General features: G+C 57.3%; 11 protein-coding genes. 7 read left to right on the forward strand and 4 right to left on the reverse strand.

Annotation, left to right across the window (positions count from 1 at the left end; genetic code table 11):
• The 3 genes from VM163_13180 to VM163_13190 form a co-directional block, all read right to left on the reverse strand.
• Positions 1–959 (reverse strand): hypothetical protein (locus VM163_13180; protein HUT04833.1); only part of this gene is annotated, 959 nt, incomplete at its 3' end.
• 44 nt (positions 960–1,003) lie between these two features.
• Complete coding sequence (locus tag VM163_13185; GenBank protein ID HUT04834.1) at positions 1,004–1,837, reverse strand: hypothetical protein; 834 nt, start codon at positions 1,835–1,837, stop codon at positions 1,004–1,006.
• Entirely contained in the window at positions 1,824–2,540 is a 717-nt protein-coding gene (locus VM163_13190; GenBank protein ID HUT04835.1) for a hypothetical protein, read from the reverse strand. Before VM163_13190 ends, VM163_13185 begins: the two co-directional genes overlap by 14 nt.
• A 142-nt stretch (positions 2,541–2,682) precedes the next feature.
• On the opposite strand from VM163_13190, the gene VM163_13195 reads away from it, so the two are divergent.
• The 7 genes from VM163_13195 to VM163_13225 all read left to right on the forward strand — a co-directional run bounded on the left by VM163_13195 (position 2,683) and on the right by VM163_13225 (position 15,378).
• Positions 2,683–3,816, forward strand: coding sequence for a SpoIID/LytB domain-containing protein (locus VM163_13195; GenBank protein HUT04836.1), 1,134 nt, complete (start codon positions 2,683–2,685; stop codon positions 3,814–3,816).
• A gap of 6 nt (positions 3,817–3,822) precedes the next feature.
• The gene (gene murG / locus VM163_13200) at positions 3,823–4,959 is read left to right on the forward strand and encodes an undecaprenyldiphospho-muramoylpentapeptide beta-N-acetylglucosaminyltransferase (GenBank protein HUT04837.1); all 1,137 of its coding nucleotides are present in this window, start codon (positions 3,823–3,825) and stop codon (positions 4,957–4,959) included.
• Positions 4,960–5,080: 121 nt separating this feature from the next.
• Positions 5,081–6,358 (forward strand): glycosyltransferase family 39 protein, encoded by a 1,278-nt coding sequence (locus VM163_13205; GenBank protein HUT04838.1) that lies wholly within the window; start codon positions 5,081–5,083, stop codon positions 6,356–6,358.
• Between the two features lie 354 nt (positions 6,359–6,712).
• Positions 6,713–10,966 (forward strand): hypothetical protein, encoded by a 4,254-nt coding sequence (locus VM163_13210; protein ID HUT04839.1) that lies wholly within the window; start codon positions 6,713–6,715, stop codon positions 10,964–10,966.
• 58 nt (positions 10,967–11,024) lie between these two features.
• Positions 11,025–12,713, forward strand: coding sequence for a PQQ-binding-like beta-propeller repeat protein (locus VM163_13215; GenBank protein HUT04840.1), 1,689 nt, complete (start codon positions 11,025–11,027; stop codon positions 12,711–12,713).
• A gap of 203 nt (positions 12,714–12,916) precedes the next feature.
• Entirely contained in the window at positions 12,917–13,387 is a 471-nt protein-coding gene (locus VM163_13220) for a hypothetical protein (GenBank protein HUT04841.1), read from the forward strand.
• Complete coding sequence (locus VM163_13225; protein ID HUT04842.1) at positions 13,387–15,378, forward strand: UvrD-helicase domain-containing protein; 1,992 nt, start codon at positions 13,387–13,389, stop codon at positions 15,376–15,378. Before VM163_13220 ends, VM163_13225 begins: the two co-directional genes overlap by 1 nt.
• Positions 15,379–15,381: 3 nt before the next feature.
• Here the strand turns inward: VM163_13225 and VM163_13230 are convergent.
• Positions 15,382–18,031 (reverse strand): 3'-5' exonuclease (locus VM163_13230; protein ID HUT04843.1); only part of this gene is annotated, 2,650 nt, incomplete at its 5' end.

Genomic DNA, 18,031 nt, shown 5'->3' on the forward strand with positions numbered 1-18,031 from the left:
GAGAAAAGCTGCCGTTGACGGTTACCGATCACGTCTTTCAGCCAAAGCTCATTAACGATATGAATCTCGCTCTCGCCTCGTTCGATGCGCTCGTCAAACTCGTAACCACCGTAGCATTGACAGCGTGAGAGCAACGATCGCAGGAGGCCTGACCTGATCTCGATGTCCGCCTTCGAGAGTGCTGAACCCAGGGTGAACGCAGACGTCCAAGTCTTGCCCTCGAACTTGTCTGGCCTGAACTTGCCCAGACCCCCTTGGAGATTGAGACAGGCGCCCTCAGGCAGCGTCGGGCTTATCGCCACACGCACCGCCAGGAGGCCGTTTGAAACGGTCGGGGCATCATCCGCAAAGTTCGCCACCAGGGACATGTCCATCACGAATAGCACCCCATCCTTAACCCAGAGCACAGGCCTTTGAACCCGAAAGAGCGACAGTATAGCCTCAATAAAGCTCACCTCCGGCCGACAGACAACCTGCCGAACCCAGTGAGGGGCCACCGCCGCAACGAGGTCGTCAAGTCCCGCGAGCTTGGCCAATTCGCGAGCGATCTCTTGCGAAGACCAGCCGCGCCGCCCGAGCTGATCGCCGATCTGTATGTGGATATCGAACTTGGGCGTCAGGTTTCGGGTGTTCATCACATATTGTGAGTATTCGGCCTCTGACATTGTTACGAATATCTGCTCCCGCGCAGGTGCAAGTCGCGACAGTGCATAAAGCTCATCATGCCCGCCAAGTGTCATCACACGGCGGTTTCCGGTCTTGACTGCCGTAAGGGCGCCGACCACGACGCTCGCCTCCTGGCCTGACAAGAGCTTGAGGACCAGGTTGTCCCCAATGCTTATCTCGGATGATAGCGTTGGTAGATCGACCTCCACCAACTGCCCAACGTCTCCCGCAGGGCCGATCTCAAGTCGAGATACTGCCTCAACGCCTCGGTCAGCGAATATCAACTCGGTCATGCTATTGGATACCTTCTTGTGGTTTCACAGGCCATCTCCTACGGTTACGCTGGGTAGCTGAGCCGCGGATACAATTGCTCGTCGCGAACCAAGTGCTGCCCAGAGTTTTCTTGCACCATCTCCTCAAGCGCTGCGACACGCCTGCTCAGCTCAAGCTGTTCCCTCTTCTGCCTCATAGCTTTGCGCCGCCTCGCGCGGTCGTCCCCGCGGGAGCTTTTGGGCAGGCCGTCCAGCGCACCAGCGCTCTCGGCACGTCGGCTTGTGCCTTTCCCCGTTAGCTCACTTGCTTGCACTTCCGGCTTGTTCCTCAATGCTGTTGTGTCCTGGAAGGCACTTGTATTACCTGGGGAGCCACTGCTTCCGCCCTCGCTCACTGGAGGCAAGACCTCACCGTCGGCAGCGACGAGCGTTGGCAGGAATGGCGTCACGTTACCCTCTTCTCCTCCAGCAGGGGAGAATATCTCTTCGCTGGAATCGGCGCTCTTTGGCTCAACGCCGCCATCTCCCGAGGCAGTTGATATGTTCTGGGCAATGTTGACGTCGGCGTAACCACTCGACTCCGGCGAGGCATTGTCGAAAACGTCCTGGGCAATTCGCTCTATCATGTCCTCGTGCGGTCCCGGTGGGAGGCCTTCTCGACGCAGATTGGCTTCGAGCAACGCCTGAGGAGCATCATGAATTGGGTGCCCAGTCGCTCCAGGGCTGTCAGCAATGGTCTGTTGCGAGCCCCTTGAATGATATGGCCCCTCGCTATCAAGCGGCTGTTTTACCTCCCGCTCAGTGACTCGCACGTTCCTTTCGGCCGCGTCCGGCGCCTGAGCGGCCACGTCCTCCAAGAGAACCAACAAAGCGACTGCCTCGAGATCAACTGGCTTCATGCTCAAGCCCCCAACGTGTCGCCCGTCCCAACTCCGTCCTCGCACGCAGCCTCCCAAAGACTGTGTCAAACATCTCTCGCGCCTCGCTCCCGTTTGCCTGGCTTTCCTCCGGGGCGTCTGGGACACAGAGGTAGCAGGGAGCCTCGGCGTGCTTCGGCCTCAGAATCCGCCCGCTGAAGAGCGGCGCGACGAGAAGTTTCGTGTGATAGATGTGCCGACAAGCTTCGACGCTGAGCTTGATGCCGCGCGAGCTACAATGCTGATAGACAGCCCAGAGGTAGTCATCCATACTGGAGCGCCTCGCCAAGACGTCTGCGCCGAGGCAGGCCGAACGTCTCTCATCATCCCACAGGAATATCCTCTCCCGCTGGGTCAATTTGCGCCCCCGCTTCCCTCTCGCCGTCACCAAAAGCTGCGACAATCTCACCATCTCCGCGGTCTCTTGCGTGCTGAGGGGTCTGACGTCGTGCGGGAACTCGCGGCCCTCAGTGTGCCTGCCAATTTTTCTCGCCGCCGGCCTTGTAGCGATCGCGCTGTTCAGCCGCTCGAGCAAAACGCATGGCTTGTTTCGTCTTGCCCTGAAGAGATGGTATAGTTCATCCTGATCAAACTGGGACATGACCCTTGCTGGGGTGAAGCCAAACTCAACGAACATGGATAGGATCTGCCATTTCGTGTGCTCAATAGCCTGCAATAAGTTCACTCAATCTCTCCTCAAGAGCAGATGCTTCGGTTTGCGGCACATAACCCAACGCAAGAGAGTCGAATTTCGTGCTCGATTCTGGTGCGCCGTCGTTCTTTTCGGGATTCTGCCTTGCCTGATTTCAGGCATCGCAGCGGGACAATTGCCCCTGAATGCTCCATACACGACGATAGATGACACGCTCGTCAGCGTCCGATTGACCGCCAGCGAGAGGCAGTTACGAGTGGCCGCCCCTCCGGCGGCACGCGCATTGTCAATTCGTGATGCCAGCGGCGGAAGCTCCACTACCGATGGCCAGCGGATGATCGCCGTGTCCGTCGAGCCCACCGGCTCGTCTCTTGTCATAAACGGCGCGGTACTTCACCCCGGGCCCATAGCGATTGAGTCTCCTGACGGTCTCATCCTCGTCAACGGCCGCCGCTACCGGGGCCGAATCGAGGTCAAAACGGTGGGCGGAGCGCTTCAGACTGCAAACGTCCTTCCGCTTCGGTCATACCTGGCGAGCGTGGTCGGAGCGGAGATGCCGAGCGATGCTCCTTTTCAGGCGCTCGAGGCGCAGAGCGTTGTTTCCAGAAGCTACATTCTGCACAGGATGGTTGGTGTGAACGGTTCTGACCCGTGCATCTCCGATTCCGTCCTGTCTCAAGTTTACAGGGGGGTATCAACCGAGAGCGCGGCGACTATCAAGGCCGTTCGCGAGACGGCTGGACTCGTCCTAACTTTCAATCACGAGCCAATCGATGCCTGTTTCTCAGCTTCCAGTGGCGGCTGGACGGCCTCAGCGAGGGATGTCTGGAACGATTTCGTGCCATATTTGATTGGCAAGAAGGATCAATTCAGCGAGAGCGGCGAGTATGGCAACTGGCAGCTTACGATCACGCCCGCTGAGTGCGAACGGATACTCCTTGGGGCCGGCTGGGATGTCGGCAGACCAGAGCAGATACTTGTCATTAGGGAGGATACGTCTGGCAGGGCGTCTCGAGTTGCGATATTGGGGAGTGGGGGAGATGCTCTGTTCAGAGGGACGGACTTCAGATTGCTTGTGGGGGCTGCGCGGCTGAGAAGCACCATGTTTGACGTTGAGAGGACCGCGAGCAGCTTCACGTTCCACGGCAAGGGCTTTGGACATGGAGTCGGACTTTCGCAGCAGGGAGCGTGCAACATGGCCCGACAGAACTATTCGTTTGAACAGATACTTGCCTTCTACTACACGGGCGTCAAGCTCGAGCGATATCCGCCTGATTGGCTCCATAGCCAGTCAACGCTAGGGGACTGATCCGCAGTGCATAAACCCATTAGGATTGTCATGGCTAGCGGCGCGACGGGGGGGCATTTCTACCCCTGCCTGGCCATCGCCGATGCCATACGGAGCACGCATCCTAACGCACGCTTCCTCTTCATCGGGCCGAAAGGCAAGACCGATGAGAAGCTCATCCACGAACATGGGTTCGAGTCTGCGACCATAACCGCCTCGGGGGTCCCTCGTGCCAGGGGTGCTCTTCGTCCCTGGCGGGTTCTCAAAGCTGCATCGTTGGCCCCGGTGGCTGAGGCGCTGCGACTTTTGAGACAGTTCCGGCCACACGTCGCATTCGGCGCTGGAGGGTATGTCTCAGGGCCGGTCATCGTGGCGGCGTGGCTCAAAAGGATACCCAGGGCGATACTTGAGGCGAATGCCGTCCCAGGCCTTGCCAATCGGCTGGCGGCTCGGCTCGCGAGTTCCATCTTCATCGGCTTTGACCCAGCGGCTAAATACTTCAACAGAGGCAAGGTCATATTGACCGGCAATCCAGTCAGGCCGGGCAGTGAGGCCGAAGGACACAAGATCAGGCTGGACCTCGGCTTCGAAGAGGGCAAACTTCTGATCGTTGTCGTAGGGGGCAGCCTTGGGTCGCGCGTCCTGAACGAAGTCACGCTCCAAACGTTGCCCCAGATATCTGGACGCTCGGCAGCCTCAAGACTTCAGGTTCTGCACTGTGTCGGCAAGAGGTTCTGGGACCAATTCGCTGAGGCCGCCATGCGTGTGGCCCGCGGCCTCAATTTCAAATATGTCCCTGTGCCGGTCGTGCCGGAACTTCACAACCTCTTTTACGTCTCTGATTTGGTGGTCTGCCGGGGCGGTGCGATGACGTTGTCGGAGGTCGCGGCAGCTGGCGTGCTACCGGTCATTATCCCGTGGTCAGGGGCTGCTAACAACGAACAGTTGGCCAACGCGCAGTTCTTCGAGCGAAACGGCGCAGCGGTCCTCATCGAGGAGAAAAATCTTGACGAGCAACAGCTTTACAGTATCTTGGCGGACACCATCGACAATGACGCTGAAGTTAAGAAAATGAGAGATAGCTGCAGGAGAATTGGCAGACCTGCCGCAGCAGAACTCATTGCGTCTGCCCTGGTGGATTTAGGACAGCGGGTCTTAGTCTGACCTCGGATGGAGAAATGACTAATGATTGTATCTCACATGCCAATAATAGTGCTTCGGGAAGAGCGATCGCCGGCATGAAACAGGTCGGGCCGCTGAACATGCCATCAGGGCGGCAGACAGCGTGAACCGGGGCAGGAACTTCAAACTGCTCCTTGCGGCTATTCTCGTCGTTGGGTTCACCCTGCGTGTGGCATATTTCATCTGGGCGCCTCGGGACTACGCCGCAGCTTATTCTGACTACGATGACATCGCGCAGAACTTGGCTGCTGGCAAAGGCTTCAGCCTGGATAAGACCATAACAGGCCGCAGCCCCGCTGAGCCTTCGGGAGAGGTTCAGACCGTGCCCGTCGTCTCCAGAACTCCTGCCTACCCATTTTTCTTGGCCGCAATCTACAAGCTTTTTGGCCGGAGGCTGAGGCTGGTCTATCTGATACAGACTGTAATTGATATGCTTTCCGCACTTCTATTTTATTTTCTCACACTGAGAGTCGCCAGCTCGGCGCGGGTGGCACTAGTTGCTGTGTTCATTTACGCTCTTTACGTGCCTTTCATATCCCAAGTCGCAGTCGTGCTGAATGAAACACTGTTTAACTTCCTGCTGCTTGTATTCGCGTTCGTCGCCATCCACGCCGTCGATAAACCCTCCACCCGAAGCTTTCTCGCCGCCGGGGCAGCTCTGGGACTTACCGCTTTGTGCCGCCCAACGACCTTCTTCTTTCCAGCTGTATTTTTGGGCGCAGTTCTTCTGAAATATCGGAGGCGTCTAGGCCCGCTCATCGTGCCATCTGTCGCGTTCGTGGTCGGGTTCGTCGTGCTGATTGGGCCCTGGGTGGTGCGCAACTACGTGGTGCTTGACTACGTCGGTTTCGTTGGAAGCCTTGCAGGCGAGCAGGTTTACGGCGCCCTAAACCAATGGCGAAACTCGGACACTCCTTTGCCCGTGATCCCTGAACAGATGCAGGCTAGACTCGCTGACAAGAGCGACGTCGAACGCAACAGAATCCTCATGCGGGAGGCGCTCAAGGAGATACTTCGAGACCCGCTCGATTTCGCCAGGAGCGCTCTTCGTAGAACATTACTATTTTGGACTGGAATAGGCATTGGCGGGGCGAGTTTCTTTTACTTCCCCTCGAATAGGGCTGGAGCAGAGACTTGCGTTTTCGCTTCGGTCGTCAACATTGTGCTAATCGCCTTCTCCGTCCTTGCGTTCGTCAGATTCCGCGGGGCTTGGACGCGCTATTCACTGATTCCTCTGCTTCTGCTGGGCTACTTCTACGTTGTTCACTTGCCTACTTATGGTCCTATGCGATACAGTATGCCTGTGATACCATTCCTGATGATGTTTGCTTCTTTGGGAATGGTGAACTTGCTCGGAAAGGCGAGGACAGCTCCTTCCTGAACAGGCCTTTCCACTCAAGTTTAGGTTGCGGGGAAGAAGCCCTGAGGGCGCTCGAGCAAGGCGTGCTTAGGACCAATCCCCTAATGAGTGGGCGTTTTTGGCCGATTAGTTAAGATGGCGTGAAAACCGTCGAGCGGATTGCTATGGGGCGTTTCTGTATATTAGACGATAGCAGGCAAAATCCGAAGCGATCTCGTGATTGGCGAGGCTATGTGCACGAAACGGGATAAGAACTGTGCGGGTATCCAATTGACATAACTGTCATTTTTCGTCATATTCTGGGTGTTAGATGGCATTTGAGTGTGCTGATTTTTTGACATCGAGAAGCTCTTTGTTTTGAGAAGGAGGAATCTAGTGAAAAGCTCAAGGTTCGTAATAATGTTTCTGCTGTCTGTCGCTATACTGATCGGCGGACAGGCGGCCTTTGCAGATGCTATTTCCCCGCCTAGTCGGGGAGGAGCGCCCACGGACCCGTACTCTACGTGCAATAGCCTTGTGGTGCTTTCCGCGACCGACATTCAGCAGATGAAAGAGGCAGAGCGAGCCATTATCGCCTCTGGCGGCATCGTGAGGTTTCGGTTCCCGCCCCATATCTTCTATGCGTGGATTCCGGACGGGCAGGCGGAGGGCCTCGCCGGGCGGATGCACGTCGATTCGATCTACTCGGGGTATCTACAGCCGACCGCAGTAAGTAACTATGGCCGAGGCGCTGTGAGCGCGGTCCGTAGCTGGAATGAGGTGTTTGTGAAACAAACTGCCGGGGTCAACGTTCAGCTGCCGGAGGAGCCCGCACCAGCGCCCAACGATACGCTCGAGGTCCCGCCCGAGGGCTGGCTCTTGCAGTATCGCGGCAATAAGATGGTCTCAGGCCCCGCGGGCCGCGGACCTAACGACACGTCGGAGTTCATGCTTGGCAACGTCGCGATCACGATAATCCTCCCGGAGTCTGATGGCTCGACGGACACCGAGACCGAGGACTGGACTAGCCAGGACACGGTCAACGGCATCTCCGACAGGCCGCAAAAGGTGAAGGATGAGGTGCTGAACGCCCTTAACTGGTGGATCCTGCGTGAATCAGAACAGCGCTACGCTGCACCCCTGTTGTCTTTCACGCTTGACTCGTCCTCGCCCAGAATCAGAGTGACCGGCTACGAACCAATAGGGCGTTCCTCTGACGATGAGCCGCTCTGGGTCTCTGATATATTCACCAAAATGGGCTATACCACCGGCACTGCCTGGCAGAAGGTGAGGCAGTTCGACCTCGACCAGATATCCGACCTGGGAGCCGATTGGGCGGTTACGGTCTTCGTTTGCGACAGCCTCAACGACGCCGACGGAGAGTTTGCGAACGGCGCGTTCGCATATTCCTACCTTGGTGGCCCGTGGCTTACAATGACTTATGACAATGAGAACTACACCATTCACTACATGGATGCGGTCTGTGCCCATGAGTTGGGCCACAGCTTCTACACCCTCGATGAATATCCTCCGACGGGCGGCACTCCAGCGGATTGCCATGACCATTCAGGATACCTGAACTACGAGAACCTGAACAGCTTATACGACCCTGGCATGACGGCGACTTGCGACGCCAACTATTACTGCATCATGAGGGGCGGCACACGTGCATTCACGCAGGGCGATCTATGCCCATATTCTGCGGGCCATGTCGCCTGGGCAGATGACGACAGCGACACCATCTACGACATACTCGATTTCTGTCCACACGCCGAGCTCGATCCCCCCGACGAGGACCCCACCTCAGACACAAGACCAACCTTCACGGGGAAGGCCTGGATAGACCTCTCAACTGATGTCTTGCCCAACAATAACCCCAAGGACTCAGGCAACGACCTAACGATAAACGTCATTACTAATGTCGAGTACCGTTATCAGAATCTCGCTGGTGGGCTGCCGTCCGGTTGGCTAGAGTGCGTGCCGGACGACGGCGCTTTCGATGGTCTCGAGGAGCCGTATCACTTCACCGTGGGCCACGACCTCGATGATGGAACTTACCTGTTTGAGGTCCGGGCTGCCAATCTTGGTGGGCATGTTCAGGGCGAGCTGGATTGTGCGATCGACGCAGATGCCCGCCAGACTCTGACAATAACCACGGGTCCTATCGGTGGGCAGGCTGACGAGAAGCCTCCCGAGTGCCATACACCTTATCCTCCCTGCTTTGGCCTCTCTGATTCGGGGCCGTGCTATCTGGATTCACCCACGATTCAGCCAACGCCGGACTGGGCGACCTCTAGAACCGTTATCATAGGCTGCACGTTTACAGATAAGAGCTGGGTGGATGTCTCAAGTGTGCAATACCGCATCGATGCCAATGGGGACTATGACTACAACGACTGGGGTTACGATGCGAATGGCAATTTCTGGACAGAGGATTGGACCGATTGGGACGTCGAAATGCCGCCCAAGAGCGACTCCCGTAACCTGAGAGTCTATGCCACAGTAACCTACCAGACTGATGGCGCTTACCTCCACTTCGAGTGGCGAGGAGCGGACATCAGCATGGATTTCATCGACAGCAATGGCGATACCTATGCAGGTAGGCTCAACCGAAAAGGGATGATGGACGACTGGATCGTCAGGATCGATAGCGATTCTCCTCACGTCCTCAGCGCGAGCGCCGCGGACACGTCCGGCGGAGGCGTCGGGATTCAGGAGGGTGATACGGTTACGTTGAGGTTTGACGAGGAGACCAGTGGTCTTTGGATCAACGAGACCAACATCGACACAATCCTCTACATAGTCGATGAGTCGATCCCTGTACAGCATACTTGGGGCAACTGCGAGGGCCTAGTAAAGGATATCGAGTGGTCCCAGACCAAGTGGCCGAACGACACGTTGATCATCACCCTGATGGAGCAGGAGCGTTGCCCAGGCCGTATCTGGAAGCCCAGCGTAGCCGTCGGGGACCTACTCTGCATCAGGCCGTCTCCGACTGGCGAATATATCGAGGACATTGCGCAAAACCGATGCACCGATTGTCTCTACATAGACGGCGACTTCGGAGATAGCGGCGGACCCATTGTTTCCAACCTCCTTGCAAACGGCATCAACCCGCTCCAGATAGGTGTCGGGACGCCACAGGTCGAGATAACCGCTGACGCCTCTGACAGCACGACTGGCAATTCCGACGTCATGCGGGTCGAGCTCTTTGTCAATCTCGCTGGTCAGAGTGAGACAGGGACCGTTATGAATATGACTCCGTCCTATCCTCCTGGCGCCGTTGATGTTGAGGCGTCATACATACTACCAACCACGTCGTGGGCGTCGGGAACCTACACAATCTACGTTCACGCTAAGGACACATCCGGCTTCTGGGGCGACTTCACAACTGTGAAGATATACGTCGGCCAAGAGTCTATCGGCTGCCTCTATCCGCCTGAGTTTGATGGGATTGCGCACGCGACCGACCTGCGAGAGTGCGGCAAGGTCCGACTCGACTGGGACGAGGCGGAGGACATCAACCAGCCGGTAGTGTACAACATCTATCAGTCTCGTGTCTCGTCGCTTTACGATTTCGCCAACCCAACTTACACCGAGGAGAATCTCTTCATTGAGATTACTGCTCTGGACGATAACGTCCCGTATTACTACGTCGTTAGGGCCGAAGATAGCTGCGGAAATGAAGAGAGGAACTTCGTCGAACTCTATGTCTATCCCTCCGACGGCGAGGCGCCTCACTTTGAAGGCCTCAGCACTCTGGAGAGCACAGGCTGTGGGAGTCTGGAGCTGACATGGACGCCCGCCAGCGACAACATCTATGGATGTTCTTCGGAGCCTATCCTCTACAACATATATGTCAGCTTTAGAAAGCGCGGCCAGGATTTCAGGTTGCCGATGTACCAAACCACCGCCCCTGATGGTGTGATCCTCACCGATCTACAGCACAACGCAGAGTACTACGTCGTTGTTAGGGCGCAGGACAGCGCGGCTGACTACTATGGCCAGATCACTGACTTCGACCAGACCGTGCCGGGCGTCGACTACGACATTCTAGTCGATAGCGATGCGGAGTGGCGGGACAACGTCCTCGTCGGTTCCGAGGTGTATCCCAACATCCACCGCGGCTACTCGTTCATGATAATCGAGAACACCAAGACAACGCTAACCATCACGCCGGGCTACGACCTTACGATCGGCGATGGGACAGTAGGCTCGATCTACTGGGTGAGGGGCAAGGGCAATGAAGATACTAACGTGCAAGAGCTCAGCGCCACGGCTGATTACATCATCAGCAACGACACCGAGGACTGGTGGTTGGAGAACGTCTATCCCGCGTCCGGGGCCACCATTTACAACGTGGACCACCTGGAGTTCGACATTATTGACGACTGCTTCGGTGTTAACAAGGACTCGATCCAGCTCGTGCTCGAGTTCAACGTTACTGACAAGTCCCTCATCTCTGACGTCTGGGGCGGCTATCACGTCGAGTATTACCCGGAGGCGAGATATACATATTCCGCCGATGTCCCGTATTTCGCGGGCGAGATCGAGGTGAGCGTAACGGCGTTTGAGAATGCCACTTATGCAGAGCTCAAAGAGGTAAAATACACGTTCACGGCATTGTATAGACCAGATTTCGAAGAATAAGGATTATTGACTATGTGTATGAAAGAACAAATAGCGAAGAGACAAAGGAGATAACACCATGAAACTGGGCAGCGCAAGGAGATTAAACGTCGCTGTGTTTATCCTCGTGGCCGCCATGGTGGCGATACCGCTCTTGGCATCTGCGGACGCCATCTGGAAGAAGTTCGGTGGAAACGAGTCGCAAAACGGCAGAACCTCCGAGATTGCTTGCGAGACGGGTGATAAGTATTGGAGCTTTTTCACAGGTAACTTTAACTTTTGTTCGCCAGCGATTGCTGCAAACGGCGAGGTCTGTTTCGGTTCGCGAAACGGGTACTTCTTCGCGCTATCCCCTGATGGCGCTCTCGATTGGCAGTTCGATGCCGTCGCAAGGGTCGATTCATCGCCAGCGATCGACAGCTTCGGCAACATCTACTTCGGCGCCGGTAACGGCCTCGTTTACTGCATAACTGGCCCGACGATCGTTGCGACCGAGGGCACGCTTAACTGGACCTATGACGCCGAGGATAGGGTCTATTCGTCGCCGACGCTTGACAATGACGAGTACTCAGTTTTTTTCGGGACTGATGACGGCAGGCTCGTCTCGATTTTCTCGCAGAACTTCCCTGCTACCCAAGGAACACTTGAGTGGAGCCTCCTACTCGGAGACCGCATATTCGCATCACCAGCCTATCGATACTATGACCTCGCGCCGACCGGCTCCCCCGCCGGCGACATAGCGATGATCTATATCGGTGCTGAGTTGGGTCTTTCGGATGGTGTCGTCTATGGCATTGAGGTCTCGACAGACATCGCAACTAGCACGCTGGCCAGCATCCGGTCGGTTTATCCCGGCATTGGCGATGACCCAATCGGCCCAGTTGATAGCTCAGTAGCGGTCTCTGACGATGGCAACTTCATCTATTTCGGAAGCAAGGACGGCAACCTCTACTGCCTCTCCTCGTCCGGCTATTTGCAGTGGTCCTACGAGACCAGCGGCATGGTCGACTCATCGCCCGGCATTCTCGCAACCGGCGATATCGTCGTGGGATCGAGAGACGGCGCAGTCTATTGCGTTGACCCAACGGGAGACCTGCGGTGGTCCTTCGAGACGGGCGGCCCCATCGAATCCTCCCCGGCCATCGACGGCAACGACAACGTGATCATAGGCTCCAGGGACCATTCCCTTTACTCGATCTCGCCGGCTGGGGCCCAGAACTGGCGATACATGTCGAACTACCATGTCTGGTCGTCCCCAGTCATCGGCAAGCAGCCTAGTGGCTTTGGGGGCCTGGACCCACAGGTTACGACAGCGACCATCTACTTCACTGGCGCCGATATGAACCTTTACGCCATCAGGGAGGACAGGGGTAGTCCCCACTTCCTGAGCCGCTCGCCTGATGATGGCGATAGCGGCGTCAGCAAGCGGCTGGCAGAAGTCATCTTTGAGATCGTGGACAGCCAGACCGATGTCAACAGAGAGTCCATCATCATGCTCTTCAGAGGACAACACGTCTATCCCTCTTTCGAGCGAATAGAAGCTGAAGACTACCGAGGCTGGAAGGGCACATACTACTGCGGCGACGACATCTTATTGTACGGCGAAGAGATTACGGTAAGTATCTACGCCTGCGATACGGCTTGGGAGCCTAACTGCATAGATGAAACATACTCCTTCACCATCGAGCTACCTACGAGGCGGCCTGAACTTGCGCCTCGAGACCTCAAGCTCGATGTGAATCACGCGCGCGCGGTTGAGGTAAAGTAAGGCCCTCATTCCGATTCATGCGTTCATCCCTCATGGCCGCCGGGCATCTCCTGGCGGCCATTTTGTTTGCGGTTACCGCAAACGAGCCACTGGCGAACTTCTTCATCGGCTCAATGTTTTGGAGTCCCGGCATTACTTGGCCTTGACCTGCCAGGACGCGCGCACTATCGTGGCCGTGGTAGGTTACAACAGATGAGGCTTTGATGGAGCAGAAACGGGACATGACTGGTTGGCTTTTAGTCTTTCTGGCGGCGGTATTCGCTGCGCTCCTTGTGTCGCGAGCTGACAGAGTCGGAGTCGCCTCCCTCTATGGTCGCTTTGTATCCCTTGAAGGGCCCAAAGCGGGCTTCTGCTGTCGTCGCGATGAGTGGCTGGCCGGTCCGGGCTTTGCGCCCACCAACACGCGCCCTGGCAAAGCCAGGCTCGAGCTCTTCAACCAGTTCGCGGTTCGGCCCAGTTTCGATAGCACCCCAGATCATCTCCTGAGAGCCGTGCCCGGAATCGGCAGCCGCATCGCCTCGGCGCTCATCGCGAAGCGGCGGGGCGGGCGAGTCTCTCCCCAAGAGCTGCTGTCCATACCTGGCGTCGGCCACAAACGGCTGAAGTCCCTCAAGAGGGCATTTACGTTTGGGCCGCCTAAAGCCCCACCCGAGCCCATAATCCTCAACCTGTGATGGATGTACTCGAAGGCCTGAACCCTCGCCAAGTTGAGGCGGTGCTCGAGACCGAAGGGCCGGTCCTTGTGCTTGCCGGCGCCGGAAGCGGCAAGACGAGGGCCATCGTCCACCGAATCGCATACCTCTTGGACGGGGGCATCTCACCCAGACGCATCCTTGCCGTTACGTTTACTAACAAGGCCGCTGGCGAGATGAAGTCCCGCACGGTGAAAATGGTGGGTCAGGCCGCTGAAGCCGTCTGGCTCTGCACGTTTCACTCGTTCTGTGCAAGGATTCTCAGGGCGCACATCGAGGAACTGAAGCCCATCGCCGGTCGGCAGGCATACCGGCGGGGCTTCTCGATCTACGATGACGACGATAGGAAGAAGCTGCTATCGGAGTGCCTCAAGGAGATTGGGGTCAAACCGAGGGCGGATGACATCAAGATGGCCCGCAGATGGGTCTCGTTCGCCAAACTCAGGGGCCTTGAGCCTGACGAGATCGAGTCGCGGCTTGCCAAAGATGGTCAGGCAAGGTTCGCCCACGTTTACGAGCGATACTTAATACGAACAGCCGCCTCCAACGCGGTCGATTTCGACGACCTCCTCGCCCTAACCCTCAGATTATTCGACGAGAACAAAGAGGTCCTTTCACTCTACCAGGACAGGTTCGAGTACTGTATGGTCGATGAGTTCCAGGACACCAACCGGGTGCAGTATGAACTGCTGAAACGGGTCGCGGGGAAACACAGAAACCTATTCGTGGTGGGAGATGACGACCAGTCCATATACGCCTTCCGAGGCGCTGACGTGAGAAACATCCTCGATTTCGAGCGGGACTTCCCAGGTGCGAAGGTGATACATCTCGACCAAAACTATCGCTCCACAAAGAGCATCCTGGCAACCGCCTCTTCACTCATCTCCAAGAACGTCGCCCGGAAGCAAAAGGACCTCTTCACTGAGAACGTTGCGGGTGAAAGTGTTGAGCTATGCACCTGCGGGACGGAGGAGGCGGAGGGGGAGTTCATCTGCGAAAAGATACAGGGCATCGCCCGGACGAGCGGAGTCAATCCCTGCACTATTGCTGTTTTCTATCGCACAAATGCGCAGTCCAGGGCCGTCGAGGATGCACTCTTGAGATATGAGATACCCTACACCGTCGTTCGTGGCCTCCGGTTCTACCAGCGGAAGGAGGTCAAGGATGTCGTCGCATATCTAAAAGCATCCGTCAATCCTGACGACGACCTAGCCATCGCGCGGGTCATCAAGGTGCCGCCGCGCGGGATCGGCAAGACCTCAATGGAGATGATTGAGGGCAGAGCGCACGCGTCCGGTTGCTCACTCTTCGGCGCTATTGCCGAGCTACTTGCCCGCCGTAGCCTTGGCGGAGGCGGGAAGGATTCCGATGCTGTCAGGCCTGCGCTCCGCAGTCGGCTGGCCTCCTTTCATGCGCTCATTACTTCGCTCAAGACGTCTGCCGAGACCATGCACCCGTCTGGGTTCATTGATCATATTCTTCAGGAGACCGGCTACCTGGACTACTTGCAGGATAGTGACGAGGACGGCGAGCACGCACGGACGGAGAACGTTCGGGAGCTATCGACCGCCGCCAAGGCGTTTGCCAAGAAGCGTCCAGTCGCTACCGTGGAGGATTTCGTGCAGCACGTCTCACTCATGAGCGAACTCGACCAATTCGACGAGCACGAGCAGCCAGTCTCCCTCCTAACGCTTCACAGTGCCAAGGGCCTCGAGTTTGACTTCGTATTCTTGATCGGCGTTGAGAACGGTCTCTTGCCCCACTACTCAGCAAGGACCAGAGAACAGATCGAGGAGGAGCGGCGCCTTCTATATGTAGGGATTACCAGGGCGAAACAGCGCCTCGTTCTGACCAGAGCGTTTCGCCGACTGATCTTCGGTCGCACCGTCATCAACCCGGAATCTCCGTTCGTATGCGAGATACAGCCAGACCTCATCACGCGAACAGCCTACTATGGCAAGGACCTGCTCTAGGGATCACCCAAGATTCGTCCATAAGGAGATTGGCCCACAGAGACCGCAGCCATTGCACGCCTCAAGCCGCTGCTCGAAGCAGTCGAAATACGGGCGAGTGCGGGCGCACCGTAGCGCCGCACAGAGCTCCTCGGCGAGGGAGGTGACCCAGACAGTTGCATCCTCGCTGACTGAGATTGGGACCAGGTTGCCCGTCCTCGCAAGATAAATGTTCATACTGATGTCGGCCGCGGAAAGCCCATACAGCCTCGAGGCGGCCAGGACATAGGCCATCATCTGTGCGCGGTATCGGACCTCGATCCCGGATGGGTCCATGTCAGTCTTGTAATCGACAATGAATGTGCGTCCAGCTTGGTCCTCGTACAAAAGGTCTATCTTCCCCCGAAGAAGAGCGCCAGCAATGCGCAAGACGAATGGCACTTCTCTCCGTACTCGCCTGGCTCTGCGCAGCGCCTCGCCAAGTCCCGAAGCACGGAGGGTTGTAAGGGTATCTTGGAGGGCGTCGCGCAGCGATTGACATCCTACTGCGCTGGCAACCGAGTCTGCGAGCGCTGCATCCGCGCTGTCGCACGCGAGGTCCATTAGTTCAAAGAGCTTGTGGACGGCGGCTCCAAACTCCAGCCCGTGAGCTGGAGAGCTCTCTTGGCTAGCGGTTTGAGCATCGCTGATCTCCTCCGCAAGCGCTGAGCCAAAGACGTGCTCCAACAGATAGCGTCTGGGACAAGCGCTATATATATCTAGGTCAGTTGGCGAGACCTCGGGCTGAAACTCCAGCGGACCGAGTGGGTGGACATAGCGGACAAGAGACAGAGGAGGACAGCTCTCGCAAGAGCTGCCTCGCTCGATTTCTGAGACCGCGGCCTCGGCCTCAACGATGAACCCGCGCGGGTCGTGATTCAAAGCAGGCTCGCTTGGGAGCTGGGTCTTGCTTGTGAACAAGGTAACAGGAGAGCCCAGGTCCGGCGCGTCAATCGTTGTGGCTGCATCGCCGGTGGCCGGCAAGTCCACGCCGAGTCGCTTGATGATTCTCCAACCGAGCGTATCGGAGGGCTTGCCCTCTGGTGTGCCGCTCAGCAGCAAATGGTCTCTGGCGCGGGTGCATGCAACATACCAGAGCCTCGTCTGCTCCTCGGCGGCAGCCTGCTTCAGCCGTGCTCCTATCGCCTCCCGAAGTCGTGTGTTGACATGCTTCCCCCCGATGCGGGCGCCCGGCACCCTGATCCCAAGTCCCAAGTGAGCATCGACATACACTCCATCGCTCGCCCCCCAGTAGGGTTTAGCGAAGACGTCTGCCACGATTACGATCGGGAACTCGAGGCCCTTCGCAGCATGAATTGTCATGATCTTCACGCCCTCCCCAACGTCAGGATAGGTCTGTGCCTGACCCTCCCGTGTCCCCTCCGCTGTGAGCCTATCCAGCAGACGAACGACTGACCCAAGCGACCGGTAGCCCCTTGCGGCCCAGCGGGCAACAAGGTCCTCAACCTTCTCGATGTTGGCCAAGCACTGGCCGCCGTCCGGCTGGGCGGAATACGCCGCCAGTGCGCCAGTTCGGCGCAGTAGGAATCTGATGACGCCGGCTGGGCTCTCGGGGCCACAGCGGCGGACTGCCTCATCCAATAACTGGTTGGCGAGGACCAAAGCCTCATGGTCTAGTGGGTCTATGACGGGCGGTATGCAGCCAGCGGCCTCGTCCGGCCCCTTATTATATAGAGACCGGAGCTTGCCCCAAAATGTCCTGTCCCATTCAGCTCGAGCAGGCAGTGCTGACAGCCAGAGAAGCGCATCATCGCTGACCGCGAAGAATGGGCTCCGAAGCAGCCCAGCCAGAGCCACGTCGTCGGCTGCGTTATGCAAGAACTTCAAGAAACAAGAGATGTCCTTGACCTCTTGCCGCTCGTAGAAACCAACCCCAGACGAGATGCAAAACGCGACCCCGGCTCGCCTCAACGCATCCTCGTAAGCGGGAAGATACGTCCGCCTGTGGATGAGCAGGGCAATGTCGTCGTAGCGGCATGGCCTCAGCTCTTGGCTTGCCTGGTCGAAGACCAGTTTGCCAAAGGAATTGCCAGCGGCGACCATCGAGGCGATCCGGCGGGCTAGCATCTCCGCCTCCGCCCCGACTCTATCTTTTCTGGCGCCCTCGGAGGCTGAAAAAAGCAGCTCGATCGTGCCAGTATGGCCGTTGGAGGGGACGCTGCGGGCGGGCAGCATGGACGGGCTGCTCTGCCCTTGTCGGGTGTCGTTTCCCTCGAAGACGACGTTGATGAAGTCTATCAGATCGGGCAGTGAGCGGAAGTTCTCTCGCATCTGCACCTCCTCGCCCTCGGCGCCCACGATCTCCAGAGCATTCTCACCGAAGCTCTCCAGGTCTGCCCCTCTGAAGCCGTATATCGATTGCCTCGCGTCGCCCACCACAAACAACTTGCCCCCTCTGATTGTCCCGTCACCAGTGCTCGCAAGCAGCCGAGCCAGCTCCCACTGAGACTTGTTGGTGTCCTGAAACTCATCGATCATCAGCGTCGAGAACTCGGCCCTGAGCCGGTCAAGGATGGCCCCGTCTGGCTCCGACAAGAGCTTCACAAGCGACGTCTGCAAGTCGTCAAAATCGAGGATGGAAAGCGCCCGTTTTCGGTTTAGATAGATCGATTGA

Source organism: bacterium (assembly GCA_035527515.1).
GTDB lineage: Bacteria > B130-G9 > B130-G9 > B130-G9 > B130-G9 > B130-G9.

Excerpts from the sequence above, each read along its gene's own strand:
- VM163_13220 (HUT04841.1), top strand. The coding sequence starts at position 12,917 with ATGGAGCAGAAACGGGACATGACTGGTTGGCTTTTAGTCTTTCTGGCG.
- VM163_13225 (HUT04842.1), top strand. The coding sequence starts at position 13,387 with ATGGATGTACTCGAAGGCCTGAACCCTCGCCAAGTTGAGGCGGTGCTC.
- VM163_13185 (HUT04834.1), bottom strand. The coding sequence starts at position 1,837 with ATGAAGCCAGTTGATCTCGAGGCAGTCGCTTTGTTGGTTCTCTTGGAG.
- VM163_13215 (HUT04840.1), top strand. The coding sequence starts at position 11,025 with ATGAAACTGGGCAGCGCAAGGAGATTAAACGTCGCTGTGTTTATCCTC.